Below are 14,562 nucleotides of genomic sequence, written 5' to 3'. Positions count from 1 at the left end.
TGGCAATCCTATTTGATTCATGAACAGGCAAGGGGCTTAAGCCCCTTGTTGATGAGGAGAACTGAACAATGCTGTATGGCAATCCTATTTGATTCATGAACAGGCAAGGGGCTTAAGCCCCTTGTTGATGAGGAGATCAGATCTCCGATTGATTTAGGATCGCTATATGATACGTTAAGCTTTAAAACTCTCATCTTTTTTTTCGCCCTAAACCTATGAGTAAGATTCGTGTTGTTTTGATTGAAGATCATGATCTCAGTCGGATTGGCTTGAGTGCAGCACTCCAACAAGTGGATGATATTGAGGTGGTTGGCGAAGCCCCCAATGCTCATAAGGGATTGCAAATCTTACAGGTGAGTAAGCCCCATGTGGCGATTGTTGATATTGGTTTGCCGGATCAGGATGGGATTGAACTAACACAGCGATTTCGTGCCTCTCCTGATGCGGCCAATACCAAAATTTTGATTTTGACGATGCATGATGAGGAGGCTTCAATTTTGGCGGCGTTTGCGGCGGGGGCGGATTCCTATAGTTTGAAGGATGTGAGTTTAGAGAGTTTGGTGCAAGCGATTCGCCTCACCCATGAGGGGAATTCGTGGATTGATCCGACGATCGCTCGCGTTGTCCTTCAGCAGGCGCGTACCAGTGGGGGGGCAGAACAGGGGGACAATAATCCGATGGTGGAAATCCGATCGATTGATTCTGAAGATCAACAACTGATCGAAGCCAGTACCCTCACCGATCGCGAGTTGGATGTGTTGGAATTAATTGTCGCGGGCTGTAATAATGCGGCGATCGCTGAACGACTGCATATCACCGTCGGCACGGTTAAAACCCACGTCCGCAGCATTCTCAATAAACTCTGCGCCGATGACCGCACCCAAGCCGCTGTGCGAGCGTTGCGATCGGGCCTCGTCGATTAATCCCCCGTTCAACCTTAAAATTAGGCCAGGCATCTTGACTGTTTTTAAACCCTTAGGGCTCGCTGTCATCCGTTCCTGACTATCCATGCCGTTTTCGCAGAGTGTCCCCTGCCATGCCCCAACTCCAATCCCTCAACTTTCAATTTCTACGCAAAACCCACCCCACCCTAGAGCGGATCGGTGCAGTCGCGGAACAGATGTTTGCCAGCGATCCGGTTACCTGTTTGATGAAACTGCGGCAGTTTGGGGAACGCCTCGCCCAAACCATCGCCGCCCGTGTCGGACTCTACGACGATGCCGACGATAACCACCTGCGCCTGCTCAACCGCCTGGATCACGAAAGCATCCTACCCCAAGATGCGATCGACCTGTTCCACCAACTGCGTATCCACGGCAACCGCGCCACCCATCAACACCAGGGCGACCACCGCACCGCGTTGGCGAATTTGAAATATGCCCGCCAATTGGCGATCGCCTTCCAACGCGCCTACAACGGCCAACCGAAATTCAAAGCCGGGGCCTTTATTCCGCCCCCCGACCCCGTAGACCCCAGCGCCGCCACCCGCGCCGAACTCGATCGCCTCAAAGCTGAACTCCAAAACCACCAAGCCGCCCTCGCCCAATATCAAGCCCAAGCCGCCGCCGAAGCTGAACTGCGGGCGATCGCAGAACAATTGCTCACGGAAACCGAGGCCGAAGCCGCCGCGATCCAAGCCCAACTCCAAGCCGCCCAACACCAGGCCAGCCAAACCCCCAGCCACGAACTGAAAACCCTCGTCAAGCGTGCCAAACAATACGCCACCATTGACCTTGATGAGTCTGCCACGCGGCAACTGATTGACGAACAACTGCGGGCCGTCGGCTGGACTGTGGACACCGAAACCCTCACCTATGGGCAGGGGGCGCGGCCCGCCGTGGGGACGAATTGCGCGATCGCAGAATGGCCCGTCAAAGGGGGCACGGCGGACTATGGGCTGTTCATTGGGCTAGATGTTGTGGGAGTGGTGGAGGCCAAGCGCCGCCGCAAAAATATTAGTGAACGGGGGTTAGAGCAGAGCGATCGCTATAGTCGTCACTACCGGATCAAAGACGGCGAACAACTCCTCGGACGCTGGGACGACTATCGGATTCCGTTCATCTTCGCCGCCAACGGTCGCCCCTACCTCGAACAACTCAAAACCGAAAGCGGTATTTGGTTCCGCGATCTGCGCCGCCCCACCAACCTCAGTAAACCCCTGATGGGCTGGCCCAGCCCCGACGACCTGCGCCAACGCCTCGCCCAGGATGTGGACAACGCCCATGCCCAGCTAGAGCAAGACGACTTCAGCACCTATGGCCTCCAGCTTCGGGACTACCAAAAAACCGCGATCCGCGCCGTAGAAACCGCCTTGAGCGCTGACCAAGCCCGGATTTTACTCGCCATGGCCACCGGAACCGGCAAAACGAAAACCGCGATCGCCCTGGTCTATCGGCTGTTGAAAACGCGACGGTTTCGGCGGCTACTCTTCCTCGTCGATCGCACCACCCTCAGCGAACAGAGCCACGATGCCTTTAAAGAAACCAAACTCGAAAACCTCCAAACTTTCGCCGACATCTTTGAAGTGCGCGAATCCGGCGCGGCCAACCTCGACCCAGACACCAAGGTACAGATCGCCACGGTGCAGAGCTTTGTGAAGCGGCTGTTTGATCCCAGCGACGATGCGCCGCCCCTCTCGGTCGGCTTCTTTGACTGCATTGTGGTGGATGAATGTCACCGGGGTTATCTGCTCGATCAAGACCTGAGCGAAGACGAATTACAGTTCCGGAGTTTTGAGGAGTATGTTTCCAAATATCGCCGCGTTCTGGATTATTTTGATGCGGTGCAAATTGGCCTCACCGCCACCCCAGCCCTCCACACCACCCAGATTTTCGGCGAACCCGTCTACCGATACAGCTACCGTACTGCCGTCATTGATGGCCACCTGATCGACCATGAACCGCCGATCCAGATTCGCACTCGCCTGGCCGAAGATGGCATCATCTGGGAACAGGATGAGGATATTGAATGTTTCGACCCCCAGACCGGCGAACTGGACTTGATCACCGCGCCGGATGAGGTCAAGTTTGAGGTGCAGCAGTTCAATCAACGGGTGATTACGGAATCGTTTAACCGGGCGGTCTGTCAAGAACTCACCCAGCACCTGGATCTGAGCTTGCCGGCTAAAACCTTGGTGTTTTGTGCGAGCGATCGCCATGCGGATCTAGTTGTGACCCTGTTGCGGGAAGTCTTCAGCGCCATCGATCCGGATGTTCACCATCACGACATCCTCAAAATCACCGGCAACACCGACGACCCCAAAGCCTTGGTGCGTCGCTACAAAAACGAAGCCAGCCCCAAAATTGCCGTCACCGTGGATCTGCTCACCACCGGCATTGATGTGCCCAAGATTTGTAACCTTGTGTTTCTGCGTCGGGTCAATTCCCGGATTTTGTATGAACAGATGGTGGGCCGTGCCACCCGCCCCTGTGATGAGATCGGGAAAACCGTGTTTCAGATCTACGACGCGGTGCGGCTCTATGAGGGCCTAGAGGCGGTTTCGACGATGAAGCCCGTGATCCAGAATCCGAGCATCACCTTTGAGCAACTGTTTGAGGAAATTAGCCGCGTGGATGCACCGGATTTGCAGCAGGTGATCGTTGATCAGTTCCTCGCCAAACTCCACCGGAAACACCGCCGCCTCAGTGCCGCCGCTGCCGAACAACTCGAAAGCGCGATCGCAATGCCCTTGGCAGATTGGGCGCAACACCTCAAGACGCAACCCTTAGCGGTGACCGTGGAGGAATTACGAGAGAACGGCGCGATCGCAACCAGCGGACTCGCTCAACTCCTCGATCGTCGGGATGGGGGCGCTCAACCGATCTTCATCTCCCACCATGCCGATGAGGTGATCGCCGTTGAAACCGGCTACGGTCGCGGGCGCAAACCCCAAGACTACCTTGATGAATTTACCAGCTTTCTCCGGGAGCATCACAACGAGATCCCCGCCCTCGTCACGGTCATGCAGCGACCCCAAGCCCTGACCCGTGCTGACCTAAAGGCCTTGAAACTGGCCCTCGATGGCGCGGGCTTCACAGAAACCGCCCTACAAACCGCCTGGCGCGAAACCACAAACCAGGATATTGCCGCCTCGATCATCGGGTTTATTCGCCAAGCCGCCCTTGGTGATGCCCTGATCCCCTATGGTCAACGGGTCGATCGCGCCCTCCAAAAAGTCCTAAGCTCCCAAGCCTGGCAAACCAAACAACGCCAATGGCTCGAACGGATCGCCAAACAACTCAAACAAGAAACCATCGTCGATCGGGATGCCTTTAACCAAGGTGAATTCCGGTCTCAGGGCGGATGGTCACGCATCGATAAGGTGTTTAATGGCAATCTGGCCGTGGTCGTCACCGCGATCCATGATGCCCTGTGGGAGGAGGCGGGTTAGGTAGACTAAGTGCGCTACCACAAATGTCCTAGGGGAGGGTGTTCTTGGATTTTGTCTTCAAAAAGAAAAAAATTGAACTCTTATACACCACTGAAAAAGATGCTCATAAATATCCCAATGTAATTGATGACTTTTTTGAAGTTATGGCTATGATTACAGCCGCAGAAACTATTCAGGATCTCTATGCGAACAAGGGTTTACACTTTGAAAAGCTAAAAGGTAAGCGTGGCAAACAAGGTCAATACTCTCTCCGACTGAACAAACAATGGCGGCTGATTGTCATAATTGAGCAAGACCCCCAAGGAAAGTACTTGCTGATTATCGATATTGAGGATTACCACTAAGGATCAAGGAGAATTATGCGTCAAAATCTTACTCCAGCTAGAGTCGTAGCCCCTGGCAAAATTTTGCTGCGAGAGTTAACCGCACGGGGTTCGACACCCACTGACCTTGCCAAGATGATCAATCGTGATCCTCAAGTTATCAGTGAAATTCTCAATAGTGCGATACCGATTACGCCGGAAATCGCATCGGATCTGTCTGCGGCTCTGGGGACTTCCGAGATGTTCTGGATCAACCTAGAGTCTAATTACCGTCGTTATCTTGCCCGACAGCAGCAGCCTGTTTAGCACACATTCCCTATCATTTTTAATGAACACTTCCGATATCGTCCAAAAACTCTGGAATTTCTGCAACATCCTCCGGGATGACGGCGTGACCTATATGCAATACGTCACGGAATTGACGCTGTTGCTCTTTTTGAAAATGGCCCAAGAAACAGGGGTCGAGTCTCAGTTACCGGTGGGCTGTCGTTGGGGAGATTTGACCGCTGAAGATGGGGTGGATCAGCTTGAGTTTTATAAAGCGATGTTGCTCCAACTCGGTCGCGCTAGCACTAAATCCAGGGTGCAGTCCATCTATGCCAACGCCCAAACCTCGATTAGCAAGCCGCGTTTCTTGGCTAAGTTGGTCAGCAATATTGATGAACTGGATTGGTATTCTGCCAAGGAAGAGGGGTTAGGCGATCTCTATGAAGGTCTTTTAGAAAAGAATTCGGAGGAAAAAAAATCCGGGGCGGGGCAATATTTCACGCCCCGTGTGCTGATCTATTCGATGGTGAAGCTCCTGCAACCCCAACCCGGCGAGATTATTCAAGACCCCGCCGCCGGGACGGGTGGGTTCATCGTGGCGGCCCATCGTTACATCAAGGAGCAAACTGGCGATCTGTTTGATCTGAGCACTGCTGCCCAAGACTTCCAACGCACGAAGGCTTTTCACGGGATGGAGTTGGTGCAGGATGCTCACCGTTTGTTGTTGATGAATTTGTTGTTACATGGGATTGAATCGGATATCGGCTTGGGGGATACGCTCTCTGGTGACGGGACGAACCTCCCGAAGGCTGATGTAATTTTGACGAATCCGCCGTTTGGGACGAAAACGGGCGGCGGGCGACCGACGCGGGATGATTTCACGTTCCCCACTTCTAACAAACAGTTGGCGTTTTTGCAGCATATCTATCGTGGTTTGAAGTTGGGGGGACGGGCGGCGGTGGTGTTGCCGGATAATGTGTTGTTTGAAGATGGTCAGGGGGCGAAGATTCGCGCTGACTTGATGGATAAGTGTAATTTACATACGATTTTGCGGTTGCCGACGGGGATTTTCTATGCTCAGGGGGTGAAGACGAATGTGTTGTTTTTCCAGCGGGGGCAAACGGAGACGGGGAATACGGCGGCGGTCTGGTTTTACGATATGCGGACGAATATGCCCAGTTTTGGGAAGCGCACGCCGTTGACGGCTGAACATTTTCGGGAGTTTGAGGGGTGTTATGGTGCTGACCCGAATGGTGGGAGCGATCGCACGGATACGGGTGAGGAGGGTCGCTGGCGGTGTTTCAGTCGAGAGGCGATCGCAAAACGGGGGAATAATCTTGATATTTCTTGGCTCCGGGATGACAGTTTACAGCGGGCGGAGGATTTGCCGGAGCCGTTGGAGTTGGCGGCGGAGATTCAGGAGCGTTTGACGGTGGCGAATGAAGCGATCGCGCAGTTGGTGGAAATTTTGGCCCCATGAATCATCTCACGGTCACTGTGATTACGGAACAGGTACGGGATTTTATGGCGCGGCTCTATCAGGAGCGGTTGGCAGGAGTGGTTTTATTTGGGTCGCAGGCGCGGGGTGAAGCGGAGCCGGATTCTGATATTGACCTATTGATTGTGTTGCGGGGAGCGTTTCACTATTACGAAGAGGTACGGCGGATCGGTGGGTTCGTGAGTGATTTATGTCTGGATCATGATGTGTTGGTGAGTTGTTGTTTTACCACTGAGGAACAATGGCTACATGAGGATAGTGCGTTTTATCGGAATGTGCATCGGGATGGGGTGATATTGTGAACGCGGTGCAGCAAAAGTTCCTGGAAAAGGCCTGCCGTAGTCTGGAAGCAGCTCGACAGATGAATGAATCAGGGTTTCCTGAGTTTGCGGTGTCTCGTGCATATTACACAATGTTTTATGTGGCTTCTGCTTTTTTAGAGGGAGACCGTTTAGCCTATGGTCGCCATTCGGCAATAATCGCGGCGTTTGGGAAGTTTTTTGCGAAACCTGAGCGGGTTCCCCGTGTGTTTCATCGTTATCTTATTGAGGCGGAGAAGTTACGAAAGGGGGCGGATTATGGGCTAGATATTGATTTTACAGTGGAAGAGGTGGCATCGGTTATTGAGCAAGCATCAGAAATGTTGATGTTTGCGGAGGCAGAATTATGAGGAGCGTCACGCGACTCCATAGTCGGTGTAGGGCCGTTTGTAGGGGGGGTGTAGACCTAAGATAATATCTTCGCGGGGGATTCCCATGGCGACTAATTCTTCTGCGGGATTGAATTCGGTTAGGTTTTGTTGTAACCAAATTTTGCCGTCTTTAATATCCAGATGAATGATGGAGTGATACACTCGCCGGAGTTCTTGCCAGCCGATGTCCATCCATTGGTAATGATCGCGCTCGGTATCAAATAAAAGCTGGGTTTCAATGTCAGGGTCTGAGGCGTGATAGTCTTGGCTGGCGTAGTCGGTCAGCAGTTTTTGGATGGCGGTTCGATATTGTTCTAGTTTATCCATTGACTAATGCTCTCCTTGACTGGATCATAGACGATCAATTGAATTTGGTATGCTGCGATCGCTTTTTGCGTAAAGTCGAGTTGAAAAAAGTTGTGATGACGTTCGAGGGGAACGGCTAAATACAAGGGGGGTAAGGTCTGGTTACGGGGTATGGGGTGGGTTAAGGTGTGTTGCGGTTGTTCGGGTGGGGGCGGGTTTGGGGTATATTGGCCGCTTTGATGGTGGGCGATGCCTACATTATTATTTCGTTTGTGGGCAGTGTCCACCCTACAGCCATATCCATACAAAAGTGAGTAAATGGAATGATTGACGAAAAAATAGAGCGATTAAAAAGTAGCTCTTCTGTTCCTAGCAGTTGGATGATTGTCAATTTAGAAGATATAGGTAGATGGTCTAGTGGTGGTACTCCTTCACGGAAATATAGTGAGTATTACAATGGGGAAATTCCTTGGATAAAAACAGGCGATTTAAAAGATTGTCTGATACTAAAAGCAGATGAGTACATCACAGAAGACGCATTAAAAAATAGTTCAGCCAAAATGTTTCCAAAATCTAGCCTTTTGGTTGCGATGTATGGGGCAACTATTGGAAAGCTAGGAATACTCAATATTAATGCAACAACTAATCAAGCGTGTGCTGCATTAATTGCGGAAGGTCTTACTACTGAAATCATCCCTTTCATTTTTTACTATTTGCTCTTTTCAAGGGAGAATCTACAGAGAATTGGCAAAGGTGGAGCACAGCCAAATATTAGTCAAACAGTATTGAAAAAATATCCTTGTTTTCTGCCGCCACTGAATGAGCAGCGGCGGATTGTGGCGAAGATTGAGGAGTTGAGCGATCGCATCTCCAAGACGCGGACGGAACTAGAGGCAGCACGGGAGGCGGTGAAGCAGTTCCGGCAGTCGGTTTTAGCCGCAGCATTTCGGGGAGATTTGACGGCGAATTGGGAGATAAATCAAGATTGTCAATCACCAAATATCAAAATAATAGATGAAGAAAAAAACAGTAATTATAAACTGCCAGATATAGCCGATAACTGGCGATGGACTAATATTGGAAGTGTTGGAAATGTAAAAGGTGGAAAAAGACTGCCAAAGGGGAAGAAATTACTCAAAGATGATACGGGATATCCATACATAAGAGCAGGAAATCTAAAGCAAGGAACTGTTATAGAAGAAGATATTCTATACATATCGAAAGACATTTTTGAAGTGATCAAGAATTATACCGTCGAATCTGGAGATATCTACATTACTATCGTAGGAGCCTGCATAGGAGACTCTGGTATTATACCTAGTCATTTTTCTGGAGCAAGCTTAACAGAAAATGCGGCTAAAATATGTCAGATAAATCACTTGTGTAATAGTGAATACTTAGCTCTTTGGTTACGTTCGCCATTGTGCCAAAGATTCATACATGGAAATAAAATGTCTGGGGCACAAGGTAAATTAGCACTTTTCAGAATAAAGGCTTTACCTTTACCGCTTCCACCCCTCGAAGAACAAAAGGAAATCGTTAAACGCCTTGAATCGGCATTTGAGCAGGCGGATGTTATTGAAACTGAAATTAAGGCCAGTTTGGAACAACTCAAAACCCTAGAACAAGCCATCCTTGCCAAAGCCTTTCGGGGTGAACTCGTCCCCCAAGACCCCAACGACGAACCCGCCAGCGAACTACTCAAACGGATCGAAGCCGCCAAAACCGCCGCCCAACCCCAACGCAAAACCCCAAAACAGCAGCGCAAACGTTAGACAGGACTCAGCACATTCCGCCCACCAAACCCGCCCAACCCTTAACGCCCCAAATGATTAGGAATCCCAGCACAACCGCCGGGAATCGTGCCGCGTGTCTTTTCCCCGCCCCAGGCACAGCAATAGTAGCGTTGCTCATCGCTGAGGCGTTGCACATTGCTAAAATCCGCCCGCTCGATTACCGCCCCAGTGTGCGCCCCGGTATCGTAATTAGGGGCAGTAGTCAGACTGCGGGGGCTAGCAGTTTCCGCAGAACCATAGAACAAGCGCACCCCCTTGAGGTCAGCCCCCTTCAGCTTGGCCTCATACAACACAGCGCGGGCAAGATTCGCCCGTACCAGATCGCAATCGCTTAAATCCGCGCCGATCATGTAAGCATCACTCATATCCGTCCAGCGGAGATCCGTCCTCGAAAGGTCAGCACGGGCCAGCATCACCCCCAAATCAATCACCCGCAACCCTTGCACACGATCCTCCTCGTAGCCGCCCGCCCCATCCAAAATAGCGCGACCCAAGAGACCATCCCGCTTGAGGGGGGTGACGAGTTTGGCTTGGGAGAGAAACCGGAGGATTTTCGCCTTTCCCCCCGCATCCACACTACTCAGAATCGCAGCGGTACGACCTTCCGCAAAAGCGCGTTCTTGGGGCCAATCTTCCAAGAGACCCTCCGGACTGAGGGCGAGATCAGAAATACCTTGAAAATAAGCGTCGATGGTTTGTTGTTGGGTGATCGTGTTTTGGCGGATGGTGAGGTCTTTCGAGATCACGTATTGTTCCCAGGCCACATAGACGGCGACGATCGCGATCATGATCTGCCCGATCGCCCCAAACCATTCCGCCCAGGAACCAAACTCATCCCATTTTGAAGTCGTGAGCCATTGGTTAATTCGTTCGTATACGCCGAAGAGTTCGCCAAACCCTGCGATCGCCCCCAACGCCCCCAACACCCCAAAAATTACCTGCCGTTCCCCAGGGGTGAGAAACCGCTCAAACCATCGCCACACCCCCGGCAACGTAATCCGCCCCGCGATCAACAACGCCACCGACGACCCCGCAAACAAAATCGGCGTGAGGTTCGCCACCCACCCCAACACCATGATCACCAACGCCACCACCATCACAATCCCATTGATCGCCTGGGTGTTGGGGGAGAGTTGGCGTTGGGCTTGGGGGATGGTAAAGGGTTGGGATGCGATCGCTAACTGCTCCTCCGTCGGAACCGGCAGCACATCAGGGGATTCAGACTCAGAAGAATTCGGCATAACAGCAACAAACACCAAAAACGGGCAAGAAGTGAAATCCACTCCTAGCCCGCCATTTTAAGACAAGATCTTGCAGCGATCGTCGCGCCACCGCCCTAAGCCGTCACCTTGCCATCGGGAAGCGTCGTTTTCGCCAACAGCGCCTGATGCCACTGCACCCCATCCTGTCGCGCCCCTCGGAAATTCGCCCCCGCCAGATTCGCCCCCTCCAACCCCAAAACCGTAAAATTCGCGCCCCATAAATAGGCATTCCGCAGACTCGCCAACTGCAACCGCGCCCCCGCCAAATCCGCTTGGTTCAACGTTGCCCCCGTTAAATCCGCCCCTTGTAGGTTGGTGTCGGCAAGATTCGCCTTCGAGAGATTCGCCTCCACCAGACCCACCCGCATCATGTTAGACCCCTCCAGGTTCGCCGCTTGCAGATTCGCCCGCGACAACATCGAGGTTCGGAGTTGACTGTAACTGAGGTTAGCCACCGTCAAGATCGCATCGTTCAAATTCGCGCCACTCAGTTTCGCCGCACTCAGATCCACTCCATCCAGATCCGCCCCTTGCAGGTCAACCCCATTCATAAAAGCCTCACAGAGTTTAATCCCGTTGAGGTTCGCCCCCCGCAAATTAGCCCCACTCAACCGCGCCCCGGACAAATTCGCCCAGCTAAAATTCACATTTTGGAGGTTTGCACCGCGAAAGTTAATCGCCTGTAAATTTGCCCCACAGAGGTTCACGCCTTGGAGGTTAGCCTGGCGGAGGTTGACGTAACTTAAGCAGGCTCCGCTGAGTTTTGCGTTGGTGAGGTTGGCTTTAATGAATTCTGCCCCTTTAAGATTGGCTTTAGTTAAATCGGTTTCGGTTAAATTCGCTGCGTTGACTTTGGCGGTGCTGAGGTTGGCCCGAAAGAGGAACGCACGGGACAGATCCGCCCCGTGCAGATTCGCCCGACTCAAATCCACCGCGCCCAGATACGCATCTGCGAGGTTAATGTCGCTCAAGTTCGCGGATGCCAAATTTGCACCCATCAGGTTAATTCCTTGAAAATCTCGCTGACCGGATTCGTAGCGTCGTAGTAGTTCTTGCGCGTCCATGGGGTATTTCTCCTGAGTTACTAGATTCAGAGTGATTTTGATCTGTGGGGATAGTTTTATTGTGCGGCAAGTGAGGGGAAATGGGGGTTAATTTTTTTTACATTCATGGTGAAGTTTTGGGGCTATTTCAGAGGCGCTTTGAATTATTTTTTGTGAGGGTAAAAAATAGGATCAAAACGGGTGCATCCCAACTTTTGCAGATTCATCTTGCTCGCCAGGTAACACCCTCATCCCCAACCCTTCTCCCGCAGGAGAAGGGAGCCAAAAGCCCTCTCCTGCGGGAGAGGGTTGGGTGAGGGGTTGCATCACTGGGATGCACCCATCAAAACCGACGGGATCAAAAGCGCACCCGTTGGCATCAAGGGGGGAAGATTGCCGATGCGATCGCACCTAGCCCCATTGTGATCAAAATCACGCCAGACCCACGATTGATCCATCGCATCATCTGCGGTTGCCGTAGAAAGTTCGACCGATTCACCACCCAACTCAACACCCACCACCAAGCCATGGAACCGCTAAACACTCCCCCCACTAATAACAAAGCACTACCATAAGTAGACTGATTTTGCACCAACCCTAACCCTGAAAAAATTCCGACAAATGACAGAATTGTGGCCGGATTTGTCAGGGTCAAAACGAAGGTTGAGCGATAGGCGTTGAGGGGGGACAAGGCCACCGCTGGGGGCGTTGTTGGGGGGGATGAATGCGTAGAAATACCGGGTATGAGCGGGGGGGGACTTAACCAAGCTTGCCAGCCTAAATAACCGAGAAACAGCCCCCCACCAAAGCTAAACCATTGTTGATGCGTGATCAGGAATTGAGCGATCGCGGTTAAGCCAAACCCCGCAATGCACCCATAAACCGCATCCGCCGTCGCCGCCCCCAACCCCGACACAAACCCAATCCGCCGCCCATAGGTGAGGGTGCGCACCATGCACAACACCCCGATCGCCCCCACCGGAGCCGCCACCGACACCCCAATCACCACCCCCGTCCAAAACAGCATCATCATTTAATCCGTTTAACCTCTAAGATTTGCGATCGCCCCTAGGGCAGCGTCAATGCCAAGAATCAGGATGTTTGTAGGGTGCTGTTAGCGAAGCGTAACGCACCGTCACGTTGAGCGTTGGACATTCAAGACAATCCGAATAGTAAGTCTTGACGCTGCACTGCACTAGCCCAAAAACAAGCGATAGGCAGGATTTTCATTTTCATCCCAATAATGATAGCCCAAGGTATCCAGCACCGTTTGCCAGGCTTCCCAGTCTTCCGGCGGCACTTGCATGCCAACGACAATCCGGCCATAGTCTGCGCCATGGTTGCGATAGTGACAAAGACTGATATTCCAATGGGGACTGAGGGCGGCGACAAACTTCATCAACGCCCCCGGACGTTCGGGAAACTCAAAGCGATAGATCCGTTCATGGTGGGCAAGGGGGGAATGGCCGCCGACCATGTGGCGCAGGTGCATTTTGGTCAGTTCGTCGTCACTAAGATCGAGGGTTTTCAGGCCGTTGGCTTCAAAGGTGGCGGCGATCTGTTCGGCCTCGGCGCGATTTTTAATCTGCACCCCAACGAAGATATGGGCCTCGGCGGCATTGGCGATCCGGTAGTTGAATTCCGTGATGTTATGGTTGCCGAGGCAGTCGCAGAAGCGTTTGAGGCTGCCGGGCTGTTCGGGGATGGTGACGGCAAAAATGGCCTCGCGGCGTTCGCCAAATTCGGCCCGTTCGGAAACGAAGCGGAGGCGATCGAAGTTCATGTTTGCCCCGCAGGCGATCGCCACTAGGGTTTCACCGGAAAGATTTTCCCGTTCAACGTAGGCTTTCGCTCCGGCGATCGCCAAGGCTCCGGCCGGTTCTAAAATCGATCGCGTATCCTCAAACACATCCTTAATCGCCGCGCAAATATCATCGGTGGTGACCCGCAACACTTCATCCACATACAACTGACAGAGGCGAAAGGTCTCAACCCCCACCTGACGCACCGCCACCCCATCGGCAAACAGCCCCACCTGATCAAGCCGCACCCGTTCGCCCCGTTGCAGCGATTGATACATCGCATCCGCATCCACGGGTTCAACGCCAATGATTTTAATTTCTGGGCGGAGTTGCTTCACATAGGCGGCAATGCCGGAAATCAAGCCCCCACCCCCGATCGCCACAAAAATCGCCTCGATGGGCCCCGCCTGTTGACGCAGAATCTCCATCCCGATCGTCCCCTGGCCCGCAATCACATCAGGGTCATCAAAGGGATGGATGAAGGTTAACCCCTGTTCGGCTTCGAGTTGGCGGGCATGGGCGTGGGCATCGTCAAAGGTTTCGCCATGGAGCACCACCCGGCCGCCCCGCGCTCTCACCGCCGCCACTTTAACATCGGGGGTGGTCATCGGCATGACGATCGTAGCGGTCACCCCTAACTGTCGCGCTCCGAGGGCGACCCCTTGGGCATGGTTCCCAGCCGAGGCGGTGATCACGCCCTGACGCAGGCGATCGCGCTCTAGGTGCGCCATCTTGTTGTAGGCCCCGCGCAGCTTAAAGGAAAACACCGACTGTAAATCTTCGCGCTTGAGCAGCAGCCGATTATCCAGACGGGCAGATAGGTTATGGGCAATCTCCAAGGGACTCTCGCGGGCCACATCGTAGACTTGAGCCGTGAGAATGCGTTTGAGATAGTCGATCGCCATGGTTTTTCGGGGAAACGGAGAGAATTCCCATTCTCCCATATTCCCCTGACTGTATTGATCCGCTGTGGTGCGAGCGTCTCGCTCGCTCTGGATTACCAGTGAGGGAAAGCAGCGAGCAAGATGCCCGCACTACAGTTGAAGAGTGCATCCCAGTTATGCAATCCCTCACCCAACCCTCTCCCTCAGGAGAGGGCTTTTGGCTCCTTTCTCCTGCGGGAGAAGGGCTGGGGATGAGGGTGCTCCCTGGCGAGCCATGGGAATCTGCAAAAGTGGGATGCA

Annotated in this window: 14 protein-coding genes; 8 read left to right on the top strand and 6 right to left on the bottom strand. The window is 52.8% G+C overall.

Translation table 11 applies throughout. The features are described from left to right. The first annotated feature begins 215 nt into the window (after positions 1-215). The 7 genes from PN477_RS08555 to PN477_RS08525 all read left to right on the top strand — a co-directional run bounded on the left by PN477_RS08555 (position 216) and on the right by PN477_RS08525 (position 7,148). Positions 216-923, top strand: a complete 708-nt coding sequence (locus PN477_RS08555) for a response regulator (protein ID WP_272119377.1) — start codon at positions 216-218, stop codon at positions 921-923. 113 nt (positions 924-1,036) lie between these two features. Further along, positions 1,037-4,390: a type I restriction-modification system endonuclease gene (hsdR, locus tag PN477_RS08550; RefSeq protein WP_272119379.1), complete on the top strand. Its 3,354-nt coding sequence runs from the start codon at positions 1,037-1,039 to the stop codon at positions 4,388-4,390. 44 nt (positions 4,391-4,434) lie between these two features. Continuing rightward, positions 4,435-4,734, top strand: coding sequence for a type II toxin-antitoxin system RelE/ParE family toxin (locus PN477_RS08545; protein WP_272119381.1), 300 nt, complete (start codon positions 4,435-4,437; stop codon positions 4,732-4,734). A 15-nt stretch (positions 4,735-4,749) separates the two neighbouring features. Beyond that, the gene (locus PN477_RS08540) at positions 4,750-5,019 is read left to right on the top strand and encodes a helix-turn-helix transcriptional regulator (protein ID WP_272119383.1); all 270 of its coding nucleotides are present in this window, start codon (positions 4,750-4,752) and stop codon (positions 5,017-5,019) included. Between the two features lie 22 nt (positions 5,020-5,041). Further along, a complete protein-coding gene (locus PN477_RS08535) occupies positions 5,042-6,460 on the top strand; it encodes a class I SAM-dependent DNA methyltransferase (protein ID WP_272119384.1) in 1,419 nt (472 codons plus the stop codon). Beyond that, positions 6,457-6,780, top strand: coding sequence for a nucleotidyltransferase domain-containing protein (locus tag PN477_RS08530; RefSeq protein ID WP_272119385.1), 324 nt, complete (start codon positions 6,457-6,459; stop codon positions 6,778-6,780). The genes PN477_RS08535 and PN477_RS08530 overlap by 4 nt, the downstream gene beginning before the upstream one ends. Further along, positions 6,777-7,148, top strand: a complete 372-nt coding sequence (locus PN477_RS08525; RefSeq protein WP_272119386.1) for a HEPN domain-containing protein — start codon at positions 6,777-6,779, stop codon at positions 7,146-7,148. The genes PN477_RS08530 and PN477_RS08525 overlap by 4 nt, the downstream gene beginning before the upstream one ends. Before the next feature lie 6 nt (positions 7,149-7,154). On the opposite strand, the gene PN477_RS08520 is transcribed toward PN477_RS08525, so the two are convergent. Together PN477_RS08520 and PN477_RS08515 are read right to left on the bottom strand one after the other, a co-directional pair. Further along, positions 7,155-7,496, bottom strand: a complete 342-nt coding sequence (locus PN477_RS08520) for a XisI protein (protein ID WP_272119387.1) — start codon at positions 7,494-7,496, stop codon at positions 7,155-7,157. Further along, positions 7,484-7,762 (bottom strand): element excision factor XisH family protein, encoded by a 279-nt coding sequence (locus PN477_RS08515; RefSeq protein ID WP_272119388.1) that lies wholly within the window; start codon positions 7,760-7,762, stop codon positions 7,484-7,486. Before PN477_RS08515 ends, PN477_RS08520 begins: the two co-directional genes overlap by 13 nt. 36 nt (positions 7,763-7,798) lie before the next feature. Between PN477_RS08515 and PN477_RS08510 the strand changes: the two genes are divergently transcribed. Next, positions 7,799-9,250, top strand: a complete 1,452-nt coding sequence (locus PN477_RS08510) for a restriction endonuclease subunit S (RefSeq protein ID WP_272119390.1) — start codon at positions 7,799-7,801, stop codon at positions 9,248-9,250. Positions 9,251-9,291: 41 nt separating this feature from the next. Here PN477_RS08510 and PN477_RS08505 read toward each other — a convergent pair whose 3' ends face one another. The 4 genes from PN477_RS08505 to ilvA form a co-directional block, all read right to left on the bottom strand. Next, positions 9,292-10,512, bottom strand: a complete 1,221-nt coding sequence (locus PN477_RS08505) for a pentapeptide repeat-containing protein (RefSeq protein WP_272119392.1) — start codon at positions 10,510-10,512, stop codon at positions 9,292-9,294. 95 nt (positions 10,513-10,607) lie between these two features. Then, a complete protein-coding gene (locus PN477_RS08500) occupies positions 10,608-11,597 on the bottom strand; it encodes a pentapeptide repeat-containing protein (protein WP_272119393.1) in 990 nt (329 codons plus the stop codon). A gap of 358 nt (positions 11,598-11,955) precedes the next feature. Further along, on the bottom strand, positions 11,956-12,609 hold the full coding sequence (locus PN477_RS08495) for a LysE family translocator (protein WP_272119395.1): 654 nt from the start codon (positions 12,607-12,609) through the stop codon (positions 11,956-11,958). Between the two features lie 162 nt (positions 12,610-12,771). Next, the gene (gene ilvA / locus PN477_RS08490) at positions 12,772-14,283 is read right to left on the bottom strand and encodes a threonine ammonia-lyase, biosynthetic (protein ID WP_272119397.1); all 1,512 of its coding nucleotides are present in this window, start codon (positions 14,281-14,283) and stop codon (positions 12,772-12,774) included. Positions 14,284-14,562: the final 279 nt, after the last annotated feature.

The organism is Spirulina subsalsa CS-330 (assembly GCF_028330765.1).
GTDB lineage: Bacteria > Cyanobacteriota > Cyanobacteriia > Cyanobacteriales > Spirulinaceae > Spirulina > Spirulina subsalsa_A.
This window is presented reverse-complemented; position numbering and strand designations above follow the sequence as displayed.

Bases quoted from the DNA above. Each gene is read 5' to 3' on its own strand.
- PN477_RS08555 (WP_272119377.1), top strand. From the start codon at position 216: ATGAGTAAGATTCGTGTTGTTTTGATTGAAGATCATGATCTCAGTCGG.
- hsdR (WP_272119379.1), top strand. From the start codon at position 1,037: ATGCCCCAACTCCAATCCCTCAACTTTCAATTTCTACGCAAAACCCAC.
- PN477_RS08540 (WP_272119383.1), top strand. From the start codon at position 4,750: ATGCGTCAAAATCTTACTCCAGCTAGAGTCGTAGCCCCTGGCAAAATT.
- PN477_RS08535 (WP_272119384.1), top strand. From the start codon at position 5,042: ATGAACACTTCCGATATCGTCCAAAAACTCTGGAATTTCTGCAACATC.
- PN477_RS08530 (WP_272119385.1), top strand. From the start codon at position 6,457: ATGAATCATCTCACGGTCACTGTGATTACGGAACAGGTACGGGATTTT.
- PN477_RS08520 (WP_272119387.1), bottom strand. From the start codon at position 7,496: ATGGATAAACTAGAACAATATCGAACCGCCATCCAAAAACTGCTGACC.
- PN477_RS08510 (WP_272119390.1), top strand. From the start codon at position 7,799: ATGATTGACGAAAAAATAGAGCGATTAAAAAGTAGCTCTTCTGTTCCT.
- PN477_RS08505 (WP_272119392.1), bottom strand. From the start codon at position 10,512: ATGCCGAATTCTTCTGAGTCTGAATCCCCTGATGTGCTGCCGGTTCCG.
- PN477_RS08500 (WP_272119393.1), bottom strand. From the start codon at position 11,597: ATGGACGCGCAAGAACTACTACGACGCTACGAATCCGGTCAGCGAGAT.
- PN477_RS08495 (WP_272119395.1), bottom strand. From the start codon at position 12,609: ATGATGATGCTGTTTTGGACGGGGGTGGTGATTGGGGTGTCGGTGGCG.
- ilvA (WP_272119397.1), bottom strand. From the start codon at position 14,283: ATGGCGATCGACTATCTCAAACGCATTCTCACGGCTCAAGTCTACGAT.